The sequence below is a fragment of the Aquisalinus luteolus genome (assembly GCF_009712425.2).
Taxonomy (GTDB): domain Bacteria; phylum Pseudomonadota; class Alphaproteobacteria; order Caulobacterales; family Parvularculaceae; genus Aquisalinus; species Aquisalinus luteolus.
The window spans coordinates 1,297,841-1,310,521 of sequence record NZ_VCJR02000001.1; the positions used below are offsets into that span (position 1 = coordinate 1,297,841).

The following is a 12,681-nucleotide window of genomic DNA, read 5'->3' on the forward strand; positions in this document are numbered from 1 at the left end:
GATTAACAGCTTCTTCAAACTGGTTACTGTATTGCTGACACCTGTGTGAGACCACATGGGAGAGTTTAGGGTGAAGACCTGCCTTATCGTCGAAGATTCCGAAACCGTCCGTCACATCCTGACCCAGCTTGTCGAGGCGGCGGGTTATCATACCCTGCAGGCAGGCAATGCTGCCGAAGCGCTCGACGTAATGATTGCGGCCCAGCCTGAAATTGTCTTTCTTGATTGGGACCTGCCGGGGCTGGACGCGCTCGACTTTCTGCGCGGTGCCGCCGAGGCGGATATCGCCGACGCGCCGCATATCGTTCTTTGCGCGATGGAAAACGACGCCCAGCAATTTGCGCTCGCTAAAGCGGCGGGCGCGCGGTTTCACATGATCAAGCCCTATGACAAACGCGATGTTCGCGGCGTGCTCGGTCTCATCGACCAGCAGGAGAAGCTCGACATGGAAGAGATGCGGCTCATGGCCTGAGAATTTTCCAGATTTCAGGTACAAAAAAGCCCGGCACAAGGCCGGGCTTTTTGATTCAGGAATGAGAAGCCTCAAGCGGCGCCGGCTTCGCTTGCCGGGTCGCGCAGCACATAGCCGCGGCCCCAGACGGTTTCGATATAATGTTCACCATCCGTGGCGAGGGCGAGCTTCTTGCGCAGCTTGCAGATGAAGACGTCGATGATCTTCAGTTCCGGCTCGTCCATGCCGCCATAGAGGTGGTTGAGGAACATTTCCTTGGTCAGGGTCGTGCCCTTGCGCAATGAAAGAAGCTCCAGCATCTGATATTCCTTGCCGGTCAGGTGTACGCGCTGGCCACCGACATCGACGGTCTTGGCGTCGAGGTTGACGGTGAGCGAGCCGGTCGTGATGACCGACTGGGCGTGGCCCTTGGAACGGCGGACAATGGCGTGGATACGGGCGACCAGCTCGTCCTTGTGGAACGGCTTGGTCATGTAGTCGTCGGCACCGAAGCCGAGACCGCGCACCTTGTTTTCGGTGTCGCCGAGACCCGTCAGGATCAGGATCGGTGTGTTGACCTTGGAGACGCGCAGTTTTTTCAGCACATCGAAACCGGTCATGTCAGGCAGGTTCAGGTCGAGCAGGATGATATCGTAATCATACAGCTTGCCGAGATCGACGCCTTCTTCGCCCAGGTCGGTGGTGTAAACATTAAATCCATCGGACTTCAGCATCAGCTCGATGCTCTGTGCTGTCGCCCCATCATCTTCAATCAGCAATACGCGCATTGCCACATCTCCTGGTTTTTCACCGAGACGTCTTCCCCTTGAAGCCGCCCTGTTATGGTTACCGAAAGCTAGGTTAGCGATAATTTACTTTCGTAAATGTTAACGCCGTTAGCTTTTGCCTTGTTATTGCCACAGAAATTTAAGGTGCGCGTAACACGCCTTAATCGCTGACTGTTGAAATTACTGGCCTTTTCGCCCCGGGCTTTACCATAGTCCGGAAAAAGAGGGTTAGGCTGATTCATGGAGTTTCACGACAGATGAATGACGAACTTAAAACCCGAAAGGGTTTCTGGCGGGGGCCCGTGCAGCATGCGATCGAACTGACTGCTGAAGAAAGACATATCGACATGTTCGGGCATGTGAACAATGCCTGGTACATCGCCTGGGCGATGGATTGTGCCTGGGCGCATTCGGATGCGCTGGGCCTGGACTATGCTGCCTATGAGCGGATCGGTGTCGGCTGCGTCGTGCGACATCATGAGTACACTTACTATGCGTCAGCCCTTGCTGGGGACCAAGTCGCCGTCGGTACCTGGATTGCCCGCAATGACGGGCGCATGCGCATGATAAGGGCGATCGAGATGCGTCGGATGAGTGATGGACAATTACTCGTCGCGGGCGAGACGGAATTCGTTGCCATCAGCATAAAGAGCGGTAAACCTGCGAGGATGCCGGCCGAATACGCCCACCTTTATGCGCCGCCGGATGACCTCGGCTCATAAAAAAAGGCTGACCAGACGGTCAGCCTTTTTTCAGTGCAAGTGTCGGGTTCTTTATACCGGTGGACGACCGCGGACAGCGGATGCGACGGCCGAGACGACCAGCAGGATCAGGAACACGATGAACAGGATCTGAGCGATCCCGGCAGCCGCACCGGCGATACCGGAGAAGCCGAGAAAAGCGGCGATGATCGCCAGGATAAAGAAAGTAAGAGCCCATCCTAACATGGGAGCCTCCTTGATTTGCTATACGATCAAAAAACACTGTAAGAGAAGGTCAGTTCCTGAATTTTGCAGATGTATAATACGTATGAGGAGTGTGACCCATGCCGTCGTTCGACGTCGTATCCGAAGCCAACCTGTCCGAAGTCGATAACGCGATCGGCAATGTCACCCGTGAGATCAGTACCCGTTACGACTTCAAGGGATCGAAATCCACTGTCGAGCATGAAGATGGTGTCATCACCATCAATGCCGATGACGACCTGAAACGAAAACAGGTTCAGGAGATCCTTCAGGGCAATCTGCAGAAGCGCGGCATCGAGCCGGGCCAGCTGGATTACCAGAAGGTCGAGCCGGCAGCAGGACAATCCGTGCGCCAGAAGGTACTGGTCAAGCAGGGCCTCGACAAGGAACTCGCCAAGAAACTGGTCAAGGAGATCAAGGCGAGCAAGATGAAGGTGCAGGTCGCCATCCAGGGTGAGGAACTGCGCGTCACCGGCAAGAAGCGGGACGACCTGCAGGAGGTAATCGCCTTCCTCAAAGGTCTCGGCATCGAACAGCCGCTGCAGTACAAGAACTTCCGCGACTAGACATCAGTAGGGATAAGCGTTTGTCGGTTCCTGCGGCTTGCCTGCATGGAGGAAGCGGCGGACGTGATAGCCCAGGTAAATGAGCCCCATCAGCCCGAGATAGCGGATAATGTAATAGGCGGCATCGTCTGGCACGCGCAGGATCGTCGCGATGATGGAATCCAGAACGATGTCGTTGCCCATGCCGGCAAAGCTCATTGCAAGGAATGGCCAAACCCGGTCCAGCACGAACGCGAAAATGGTCACGCGCCAGGCCGGGAATTTGCGCGAGGCAAACAGGGAGAAGAGCAGGCCGATCCACAGGGCACGTGCCAGGTCGCTGCCCGAAAAGCCGATACTGAAAAGATACGCCAGATCCTGCATAGCCTCATTTTCCGGTCTGCATCTCTGAATGACCGGTCCAACCTCAATTCATGGACGGCTGGCTGTTAAGGTGAGGTAAATAATTGTCCGGAGCTCGAGTTCAGGCTCCGGCGAAAAGGCCTGCCCAGATCAGAAAGACCGCAAAGGTCACTTCGACCGCAAAGAAAATCCATGTCGTTTGCGAGCCGGCCTTGTCCGCGATGATCGCAGTGATCCGCCCCAGTCCGGCACCGGCATAGGCGATGCCAACCATCGCCGTTGCCACACCGCCCCAGATCATCGCCGCCACCGCGATGGCAATAAACAGGGCCCCGGAGGCACCGCGCACTTCCGACAGCCCGTCTGTATGGCCGCCGACCGTCTGCAACTTCAGCATTTCCATGGTCTTGCGCGGCTGCAGCCAGCCAATGACCCCGAAAAAGGCGGTGGCGATCAACATGGCATAGGTGATGATAGTGACGAAAAGCATGGGCGGAGGCTCCGTGGCGTTGGCGTTTTCTGCTCATATAGGCCGGGCGTGGTAAAACGGCACGTTGCATCGCTGCCATCAATCGTTATATATCGCCGAACTTCATTCAGTTTCAGGCAGAATGCCTGCCTTCAGGAGACCATCCATGACGCTCACGACCGCCACTGCCGTGATGTTCCAGGCCGCAGACCCGGCTTCCGGCCCCGGCCTTCTTGCCAATATCCTGCCTTTCCTGCTGATCATCGTCGTTTTCTACTTCCTGCTGATCCGCCCGCAGCAGCAGGCGCGCAAGAAGCATCAGGAAATGGTCAGCGCCGTGCGCCGTGGTGACACCGTGGTGACCGCAGGCGGCATGATCGGCAAGGTCACGAAAGTCGTCGAAGGCACGGACGAGGTCATGGTCGAACTGGCCGAAGGCGTACAGGTCAAGGTGATCAAGGCGACGCTTTCCGACGTCCGCTCCAAGACAGAGCCCGCCGAAAAACAATAACACCACGCTGGCGGGCACGGTGGTGCCCGGTCGGCCAGAGGGCAGGGAACCTCCACTATGCTACAGTTCAACCGTTGGCAGACTGCTTTCATGCTGCTGATCGTTCTGGCCGGTGCCTATTTCACCGTGCCGAACTTTTTCTCCGAGGAAAATAATCCGCCGGGCTTCATGCAGACGCGCACGACGCTCGGCCTCGACCTTCAGGGCGGCAGCTATCTGCTGCTGGAGGTCGATACGCAGAAAGTCCTCGATGACCGGTTGAACAACCTGCTGGGCGATATTCGCGGTGAGCTGCGCGGCGGGACCGCTGGCGGCCGTGATCGCATAACCTTCTCCGGGCCGAGCCGTGAAGGCGATACGATTATCGTCGAGATCCGAAATGAAGCCGAGGTCGATGATGCGCTGGATCGCCTGCGCACCCTGTCCCAGCCCCTTGGCGGCCCGCTTGGTGGTGGTTTCGGTCGTAACCTTTCCGTGCAGCGCGAGGGCAATTCCATTACGCTCGAACTGACGCAGGAAGCTCGTGAGTTCTATGCAGCAGCCGCTGTCGATGATTCCATCGAAGTTGTCCGCCGACGGATCGATGCCCTCGGCACCCGTGAGCCGCTGATCATGAAGCAGGGCGAGAACCGCCTGGTCGTGCAGGTTCCCGGCGACAATGATTCAGAAGCGCTGAAGGACGTCATCAACCGAACCGGCCAGCTATCCTTCCACATGGTGGATCCCACAGTATCACTCGCCGACGCGCAGAATGGCCTTCTGCCGCCACGCCGGATCATGCTGCCAACGGAAGACGATCCATCGCCCTTCCTGGTGCTGGAAGAAACGCCTGTCATTACCGGTGACATGGTGCAGACGGCATCGGCCGGGCCTGACCAGGAATCAGCCGGTTCCTTCCAGATCAACTTCTCGTTCGACTCCCGCGGTGCAAGACGCTTTGCAGATACGACCCGCCAGAATGTCGGCGAGCGTTTCGCTATCGTGCTCGATGAGCGTATTATTTCCGCTCCGAACATCATCTCGCCGATCATCGGCGGCTCGGGCCGCATCACCGGCAGCTTTACCGCGCAGGAAGCAAACGACCTAGCCGTCCTGATCCGCTCCGGCGCGTTGCCGGCACCGCTGCAGACGATCGAACAGCGTACCGTTGGCGCAGGCCTGGGCGCTGACTCGGTCAAGGCCGGTGCCGAAGCGCTGATCCTCGGCTTCTTCCTCGTCGTCGTCTATATGGGTGTCTATTATGGCCGGTTCGGTATCTATGCCGACATTGCCCTGATCGCCAACGTGTTGCTGATCGCCGGGGCGCTGTCACTGCTCGGCGCAACGCTGACCCTGCCGGGGATTGCCGGTATCGTGCTGACCATCGGTATGGCCGTTGATGCCAACGTCCTGATCTTCGAACGGATCAGGGAGGAGGTCGCCGCCGGCAAGAAAGCCGTACAAGCTGTGGAGGCCGGATACCAGAAGGCTCTCAGCGCCATCATCGACGCCAACATCACCACCTTCATTGCCGCGGCCGTGATGTTCTATCTCGGCTCCGGGCCGGTGCGCGGGTTCTCCGTGACGCTTGCCATCGGCGTCGTTACATCCGTTTTCTCCGCATACTTCCTGACGCGGTTGTTGGCCGGGCGCTATGTGCTGGCCAACCGCAACAAGCAACTCAGCCTTTAGAATCGGAAAGATCGTCATGGGCCTGAAACTGATCCCCGATAATACTCACGTCCCGTTCATGAATGTGCGCATGGCGGCCTTCGGCGCCTCCGTGATTGGCATCATCGCATCGATCGTCGCGTTCTTCATGATTGGCCTCAATTTCGGTATCGACTTCCGCGGCGGGTCGGTGATCGAGGTCGGCCCGGCTCCGGGCGAGACCTTCACGATCGAAAACCTGACTCAGGTCCGTAATGCTACGGGCGATCTGGGGCTAGGCAGTGTCGATGCACAGGAGATCGGTGCCATCGGCGGCGGTGAGGATGGCATCGTCGTGACCATCGAGCTGCAAACGGGTACGGACGGTTTTGCCCAGCGCTGCCTCGACGACGCGCCGGAAGGTATTGGTGGTGACGATGCCGAGATCGCCAACCAGATCGCGACGGCTTGCGTCAAAAGCGTCCTGATCGAAGAACTCGGTGCAGACATCGAGGAGCGTCGTATCGACGTGGTCGGCCCGACGGTATCCGGGGAGCTTGTGCAAGCCGGCACTCGCGCGGTCATGATCGCTGTCGTCCTGATGCTGATCTATATCTGGGTTCGGTTCGAGTGGCAGTTCTCCGTCGGTGCCATCGTCGCGCTGGTACACGACGTGATCCTGACGATCGGTATGTTCTCGGTGACCCAGCTTGATTTCGACCTGTCGATCATCGCCGCACTGCTGACGATTGTCGGTTACTCGATGAACGACACCGTCGTCGTCTATGACCGCGTTCGCGAGAATCTGCGCAAGTACAAGAAGAAGCCGCTGACCGAAGTGCTGGACCTGTCGATCAACGACACGCTGTCGCGCACGATCATCACCTCCGGCACGACCCTGCTGGCGCTGATCGCCCTGTTCATCTTCGGTGGTGCGGTGCTGCGCGGGTTCACCGCCGCCATGATCTGGGGCATCGTCATCGGTACCTATTCCTCGATTTTCATTGCCTCGCCGATCCTGCAGCTGACTGGCGTCAAACGGGACTGGTCGAAGGCCGAAAGCTGATCCGTGTCAGGGCCTGAAGAGCGTTATACGGACAATATTGCCTATTGCCGCGATGAAGCGGCGAGGGCATCGCCCGACCTGGTTCTCTCGGCCCAGTTTGCGCCCGCTGATGAGCGCGACAGGCTGATGGCGCTTTATGCCTTTGCAGCAGAAATCCACCGCATTCCGGCGACCGTGTCCGAACCTCCGCTCGGCGCGATCCGCCAGCAATGGTGGCGCGAGGCGCTGGAGGAGATATTCTCCGGTGGCGCTGTCCGGGTTCACCCGGTGGCCGAGGCATTGTCCGTGGTGCTGTCGGATGGCAGGAATTGCGGTGTGCGGGCGCTGATGGAGGAAGCCATCGACGGGATCGGCTGGTTCCTCGATGGCGAGGCCTATTCCTCGCCCGAAGGCGCAGTCGGCAAGGCGTCTGCCAGCCATGGCAGTATCGCGCTGGCTGCAGCGGTGCTTCTCGCAGGTGAGGACATTCCGGCCAAGGACCAACTCGTCATCCGCCACCTTGAAGCCATTGCTGCCGTATCACGACAGATGGGGCCACAGGGTGCAGGCGATCGCAGCAAGGCTGAAGGCGGGCCAATCGCGACGATGAGCGAAAGGCTGGCGACTTTTTGCGAAGATGATGAGCAAGACGATGCGCTACGGCTCTATCTCCTCGACGAGTATCGCCATAACCGCAAGGGTACGAAGCGCCTGCCGCCGAGCCTGATGCCGGCCATCGCCCATGCGGCGCTGATACCGGTTCACCTGAAAGCAGCAGAAAAACTGCATCGTGATCGTGCACTGACTGTTTCCCGCTTCGCGGATTTTGGCCGAAAGGCTCGCGTAACGAAAGCGATCCTGACCGGCACGGTCTAGTTCGATCTAGGCGCTGCCGGGGAAGGTCAGGATCGTTGCTGTGCGGGTTGCCGCCGTCGGGCACAGATCGCTGAGCGGGCAATGCTTGCAGTCCGGCTTGCCGCGATGGCAGATCTTGTCGGCAAGTTTCGTCAGCCCCTGATAGAGACGGTTCAGCTCAGATGCTTTCCAGTCTGCGGGCATCCGCTCCATGATATGGCGATCTAGAGCCGAGATCGGCGTTCCTTCCGGTGCCAGCCGCAGCCGGCGCACGGGGCGAGCGCTCTCCTGATCGACCGTGGCGACCGTCTTGCGCAGGGTGGAGAAGCTGAGCGTCGCCGCGGCAATGGTCGCATCGACGCCGGGCAGGGCACAAAGCCATGTCATCGCTTCATCCGAATTCCACTGCTCCAGAAAGCCAAGGTCAAGTTCCCCGCGTTTGGTCTCGATTGCCTGCAGCATGCGCGGCAGGGTCGTCGCCTTGTCCGTCGCGCGTTCAACACCGCGCAGGACGGGCAACAGCACGTCAGGATCGGCATCGCGCAGGTCGCCCCAATTGCGGAAGCGCTGCCGCAGCCGCTGGAAAACAGCGAGGGCCACCGCCGTCGGCGTGCCGCCGACCAGCACCATGAAAACAAGCTGGGACAGCGGCTCGGCATTGGGCCTCGCCGGGCTTGGCCAAGCCTTGGATAGCCGGTCCAGCATGTCCGGCAAGCGCTTGTCGCGGGCGAATGTGAGACTCATCTGCATGATCCGAATATGAGAACATAGGCGGAACATGTCAAGTGTTCTTTTTATGTTCTTGTCCGGGCGACTGCTTGCGACACTTGCCAATATCTGCAGGGCGATCCTAGCTGGCCTAAACAAATCGGGAGAATTGAGATGGACGCACGCGAAATGGTCAAGGCATCGATGGTGAACATGGTGCCCTTTGCCCGTGAACTGGGCGTGGAGCTGACAGAGGTGGGCGATGGCAGCGCGGCAGGCAGGCTGGCGCTTAACGACGGGATCAAAAACCATATCGGCACGATGCATGCTGGCGCGATGTTCACCCTCGGCGAGACGGTCTCGGGCGGGGCCAGCTCCGGCACCTTTGCCGAACAGCTCATGAGCATCCGCCCGCTCGCGGCACAGGCGACCATTCGCTATCTCAAGATCGCCAAGGGCGACCTGACCGCGACGGCGAAGACCAGCGACAGCGGCGATGTGCTGCGTGACCGGCTGGCTGCCGATGGCAAGGTGATGTTCACCGTCTCCGTGGCCATCATGGATGAAACGGGCGAGGAAGTCGCCGCCATGTCCGTAGACTGGTCCGTGAAGAAACTGTAGCGACCTATTCCGCTGCTGCCTGACCGGCACCGAGCCACGCATCGACATCGGCCAGCGCCCGGGCGCAGAGCGCGCGCTTGCGGGCAAAGCCCTTTTCCTTGCCTTTTATGCGGTTGCCGTCGGCATCCTGCTTCGGCGTCTCTATGAACGGGAACAGGCCGAAATTGACGTTCATCGGCTGGAACGCACCTTTGGAGCCTGCGCCATCGGACAGGTGCCCGCCGGTGATGTGCCGGTGCAGGGCACCGAGGGCCGAGGTTTCCGGTGGCAGGGCAGATGTTACATCGCCTCCCAGCGCCTGCAGCGCGGCGAAACGTCCGGCGAGAAGGCCTGTGGCGGCGCTTTCCAGATAACCCTCGACGCCGGTGATCTGGCCGGCAAAGCGCAAATGGTCGGCCTTCTTCATGCGGAAGGTTTCATCGAGCAGCTTCGGCGAGTTGATGAAGGTGTTGCGATGAATGCCGCCGAGACGCGCGAACTCAGCGTTCTCAAGCCCGGGGATGCATTTGAACACATCCTTCTGGGCGCCGTACTTCAGCTTCGTCTGGAAGCCGACCATGTTGTAGAGCGTGCCCAGCGCATTGTCCTGGCGCAGCTGGATGACGGCGTGGGGGCGCTTGCCGGTGCGCGGATCGGTCAGGCCGACCGGCTTCATCGGGCCGAAGCGTAGGGTCTCGCGGCCGCGCTCGGCCATCACCTCGACCGGCAGGCAGCCCTCGAAATAGGGGGTGTTCTTCTCCCACTCCTTGAACTCGGTCTTCTCGCCCTCGATCAGCGCGTCGATGAAGCGCTCATATTCTTCCTCCGTAAACGGAAGGTTGATATAGTCGGCACCGTCGCCGCCGGGGCCTTTCTTGTCGTAGCGTGACTGGAACCAGGCGGTGTCGAAATTGATCGAGTCCTTGTAGATGATCGGCGCGATGGCGTCGAAGAAGGCCAGCTCCTCCTCGCCCGTAACTGCATGCACGGCCTGCGCCAGCGCCATGGAGGTGAGAGGGCCGGTGGCGATGACCACATTTTCCCATTCTGCCGGGGGCAGGCCGGTGACTTCCTCGCGCACGATCTCGATCAGCGGATGGGCCTCGATCTCTTTCGTAACGGCGCCTGAGAAATGATCGCGGTCAACGGCAAGCGCGCCGCCAGCGGGGACCTGGTTGGCATCGGCTGAGCGCAGGATCAGCGAGCCGCATCGGCGCATTTCCTCGTGCAGCAGGCCGACAGCGTTCTGGGTCGCGTCATCGGAGCGGAAGGAATTCGAGCAGACAAGCTCGGCGAGGCCGTTGGTGGAATGGGCCTCGGTCTTTTTCACCGGGCGCATTTCGTGGATCGTGACCCTGGCCGTTTCAGTCGTATGACCGGCCTCGCGTAGCATTTCTGCCGCTTGCCAGGCCGCTTCGGAACCGGCGAGACCGCCGCCTATGATATGGATCTGTTTCATGTGCGCTGATGTAGGCCAGTCGGGCCCTGTTGTGAACACCTGATCTGGTCGCTTCCGGTGGGCGCTGGCCCGATCTGCTTGTGCGCTGCCCGTTTCATGTTAGGCTCCTGTTCCTGAGGCGGTTGGGGCCGCCTTTCCCGGGTATCCGGGCTATTGGGGTAATGAAGCCGTACAGGCAAGAGTGGGGTCCGGGGCGTATGCGTATCAACTTCTACAGGTCGGTCACCGATGCGTGGGGCTTTGCGATCCACCGCTTTTCGCTGATCTCCCGTCTGGCCTGGTTCCCGATCCTGCTGATCATCCTGATGTCGCTGCTCATGCCCTATGTGCTGCTGACCATCCTCAACGGGCGGGTGATCACGATCACCGATATCTCCCTGGCGGACGCGGCTGCCGGTATTGCCAAACAGCAGGCATTGCTGTGGCAGCAGCATTTTTCGACCATGCTGGCCTTGCAGATTGTCTCCTATGTTTTCACGACGCTGATGTACGCTTCTTTCCTCGTCCCGCTGCTCCGCTATAGCGCGCGCGGTATCGAGCCGTCGCACCGCTCTGTCGTGCTGCATATAGGCCCGCGCCATTTCAAGTTTCTCGGCGCGACATTACTGACGATCGGCAGTATTTTCCTTCTTCTCTGGATGCCGGTAGCAGTTTCGATCTTCTTCATCGACTCCTATGTGGCCGAAGCGCTGAACACCAAATATGCAGTCTTTCCCGATGCTGACAGCCTGCATTCGATCCAGATCGTGAGCGGCCTCGAAAGCGGCTTCGGCTTTGCCGTGCTGAAAGGCATTCTGCAGGTTATTGCGATCGTCGCGGTGCTCTATTTCAGCTTGCGCTTCTTTGCTGTCCCGTTCTTTGCCGGTGTCAGGGAGAAATCCGACAGTTACAACTCCATCAAGGCATCCTGGATGCTGACGCGCAGCTGGAATGCGGCAAAGCTTGCCTGCGGGCTCATGGTGCTGGGCATTGCCATTTTCATCGTCACCTACATCCTGAACGTCTATGTCCTGCCGCTGACTGCGACGGCACTGAGGGCGATGTACTCGCTGGTCTTCTCCTCCAACGGTTTGATGGGTACGATGGGGCAGGACTGGCAATGGATACTCGACCTGATCGAGTGGATATGGGTCGTCATCCGGATCGTGCTGAACCTCGCTTTCCTCTGCTTCGTGTTTGGCATCATCGCCGGGCTGGGCGGCAGTCTTGTTCGGCAATCGGGATTGGCTAGCGACTAGGTCTCGCCTAACTCGACGGATCGCCCTATAAAATGTCTCCCATAGGGTTCGGAGGAGAAATCATGACCAAATTGTCGCTGACAAGCGTCCTGAATGAATCATTCCAGTTTGGCGTCAGCCGCTTCTGGACCATCATTCGCTGCGTCCTGCTGCCATACATTATTCTGGTTGTAGGGATCACCATCATTGCACTGAGCTTGATTGACTTTCAGGCCATCATCGAGATGGCTGATGGCGGGATGTCGGAACCGGACAATATCGACGGGTTTCTTGACCTGGTATTCCGGACGAATTTCTGGATGAGTGTTTTCATTCTTTATCTGGCCAGCCTCGTCCTCATGCTGCCCCTTATGGGCGGCATGACCAGTCTCTATCGCCTTGTCGGCCTGGGTGAGGAGCCGGGTGGCTGGTTCAACCTGCGCTTTGACGGCCCGATGTGGCGCCTGGTCATCGCCAGCCTCATTTTCTCCGTCATACAATACATCATTTGGGGCATCGGCTTCGGCGTCGCCTACGCCCTCAACCCGCAGGCGATGGAAGGTATCGGCGAGATGATTGCCGTCTTCCAGAATATGGATTTCGACACAGGCAATGTCGGTTACGATCCGGACCCGTCTGCAATTGGCGCGCTGTTCGGGTTCTTCTTCCTCGGGTGGCTGATTACCCTGATCCTGTCGATCGCGATACTGACGCGTCTCGCTCCATTCATGGCAGCGACCGCCTGCGAAAACCGGCTGATGCTGTTGTCGTCGTGGAGCATGACGAAGGGCAATTTCTGGGTAATCCTAGGAGCCTATGTCATGATGGTTCTGGGCTTCGTTGCCCTGCAGTTGATCTATGGCATGCTGACACTCGTCATTCAGATGATCGTCACGGTTGTCAGTTTCGGCTTGCTCACGGCCGTTTACAATATTGTCGATTTTGCCGTGAATATGGCGATTGCCGCCTTCATGCTTGGTGTGCAGGTCGCCTTTGCTTCCAGCATCTATCGCAAGCTGTGGCTGGAAGGTGGCGATAGCGAAACTGGCTCTGGCGGACTGGAAGCGTGACCATCT

The 12,681-nt window shown here is 59.0% G+C and carries 16 protein-coding genes; 10 read left to right on the forward strand and 6 right to left on the reverse strand.

Translation table 11 applies throughout. The annotated features are described in order from the left end of the window. Positions 1-70 precede the first annotated feature (70 nt). Entirely contained in the window at positions 71-472 is a 402-nt protein-coding gene (locus FF098_RS06070) for a response regulator (RefSeq protein ID WP_188544066.1), read from the forward strand. A gap of 71 nt (positions 473-543) precedes the next feature. Here FF098_RS06070 and ctrA read toward each other — a convergent pair whose 3' ends face one another. Continuing rightward, positions 544-1,239, reverse strand: coding sequence for a response regulator transcription factor CtrA (ctrA, locus tag FF098_RS06075; protein WP_155138446.1), 696 nt, complete (start codon positions 1,237-1,239; stop codon positions 544-546). 257 nt (positions 1,240-1,496) lie between these two features. Between ctrA and FF098_RS06080 the strand changes: the two genes are divergently transcribed. Further along, entirely contained in the window at positions 1,497-1,961 is a 465-nt protein-coding gene (locus FF098_RS06080; RefSeq protein WP_155138448.1) for an acyl-CoA thioesterase, read from the forward strand. A gap of 51 nt (positions 1,962-2,012) precedes the next feature. Here the strand turns inward: FF098_RS06080 and FF098_RS06085 are convergent, their stop codons facing one another. Continuing rightward, a complete protein-coding gene (locus tag FF098_RS06085; RefSeq protein WP_155138450.1) occupies positions 2,013-2,186 on the reverse strand; it encodes a DUF1328 domain-containing protein in 174 nt (57 codons plus the stop codon). Positions 2,187-2,284: 98 nt separating this feature from the next. Between FF098_RS06085 and FF098_RS06090 the strand changes: the two genes are divergently transcribed. Continuing rightward, entirely contained in the window at positions 2,285-2,770 is a 486-nt protein-coding gene (locus FF098_RS06090; RefSeq protein WP_155138452.1) for a YajQ family cyclic di-GMP-binding protein, read from the forward strand. A 3-nt stretch (positions 2,771-2,773) separates the two neighbouring features. Here FF098_RS06090 and FF098_RS06095 read toward each other — a convergent pair whose 3' ends face one another. Continuing rightward, positions 2,774-3,133 (reverse strand): hypothetical protein, encoded by a 360-nt coding sequence (locus FF098_RS06095; RefSeq protein WP_155138454.1) that lies wholly within the window; start codon positions 3,131-3,133, stop codon positions 2,774-2,776. Positions 3,134-3,233: 100 nt separating this feature from the next. After that, on the reverse strand, positions 3,234-3,602 hold the full coding sequence (locus tag FF098_RS06100) for a DUF4345 family protein (protein WP_155138456.1): 369 nt from the start codon (positions 3,600-3,602) through the stop codon (positions 3,234-3,236). A gap of 145 nt (positions 3,603-3,747) precedes the next feature. On the opposite strand from FF098_RS06100, the gene yajC reads away from it, so the two are divergent. From yajC to FF098_RS06120, 4 genes are read left to right on the forward strand one after another with little or no spacing between them, the layout of a single operon-like run. Next, entirely contained in the window at positions 3,748-4,092 is a 345-nt protein-coding gene (yajC, locus tag FF098_RS06105; protein WP_155138458.1) for a preprotein translocase subunit YajC, read from the forward strand. Between the two features lie 57 nt (positions 4,093-4,149). Beyond that, entirely contained in the window at positions 4,150-5,763 is a 1,614-nt protein-coding gene (secD, locus tag FF098_RS06110) for a protein translocase subunit SecD (RefSeq protein WP_155138460.1), read from the forward strand. 16 nt (positions 5,764-5,779) lie between these two features. Next, a complete protein-coding gene (gene secF, locus FF098_RS06115) occupies positions 5,780-6,787 on the forward strand; it encodes a protein translocase subunit SecF (protein ID WP_155138462.1) in 1,008 nt (335 codons plus the stop codon). Between the two features lie 3 nt (positions 6,788-6,790). Continuing rightward, positions 6,791-7,642, forward strand: a complete 852-nt coding sequence (locus FF098_RS06120) for a squalene/phytoene synthase family protein (RefSeq protein ID WP_155138464.1) — start codon at positions 6,791-6,793, stop codon at positions 7,640-7,642. 6 nt (positions 7,643-7,648) lie between these two features. Here FF098_RS06120 and FF098_RS06125 read toward each other — a convergent pair whose 3' ends face one another. Next, positions 7,649-8,365 (reverse strand): endonuclease III domain-containing protein, encoded by a 717-nt coding sequence (locus FF098_RS06125; RefSeq protein WP_155138466.1) that lies wholly within the window; start codon positions 8,363-8,365, stop codon positions 7,649-7,651. A 138-nt stretch (positions 8,366-8,503) separates the two neighbouring features. On the opposite strand from FF098_RS06125, the gene FF098_RS06130 reads away from it, so the two are divergent. After that, positions 8,504-8,950: a YiiD C-terminal domain-containing protein gene (locus FF098_RS06130; protein WP_155138468.1), complete on the forward strand. Its 447-nt coding sequence runs from the start codon at positions 8,504-8,506 to the stop codon at positions 8,948-8,950. A 4-nt stretch (positions 8,951-8,954) separates the two neighbouring features. On the opposite strand, the gene trmFO is transcribed toward FF098_RS06130, so the two are convergent. Next, the gene (trmFO, locus tag FF098_RS06135; protein WP_155138470.1) at positions 8,955-10,388 is read right to left on the reverse strand and encodes a methylenetetrahydrofolate--tRNA-(uracil(54)-C(5))-methyltransferase (FADH(2)-oxidizing) TrmFO; all 1,434 of its coding nucleotides are present in this window, start codon (positions 10,386-10,388) and stop codon (positions 8,955-8,957) included. Between the two features lie 197 nt (positions 10,389-10,585). Between trmFO and FF098_RS06140 the strand changes: the two genes are divergently transcribed. Together FF098_RS06140 and FF098_RS06145 are read left to right on the forward strand one after the other, a co-directional pair. Beyond that, positions 10,586-11,626 (forward strand): hypothetical protein, encoded by a 1,041-nt coding sequence (locus tag FF098_RS06140; RefSeq protein WP_155138472.1) that lies wholly within the window; start codon positions 10,586-10,588, stop codon positions 11,624-11,626. Between the two features lie 62 nt (positions 11,627-11,688). Next, the gene (locus tag FF098_RS06145; RefSeq protein ID WP_155138474.1) at positions 11,689-12,675 is read left to right on the forward strand and encodes a hypothetical protein; all 987 of its coding nucleotides are present in this window, start codon (positions 11,689-11,691) and stop codon (positions 12,673-12,675) included. Positions 12,676-12,681: the final 6 nt, after the last annotated feature.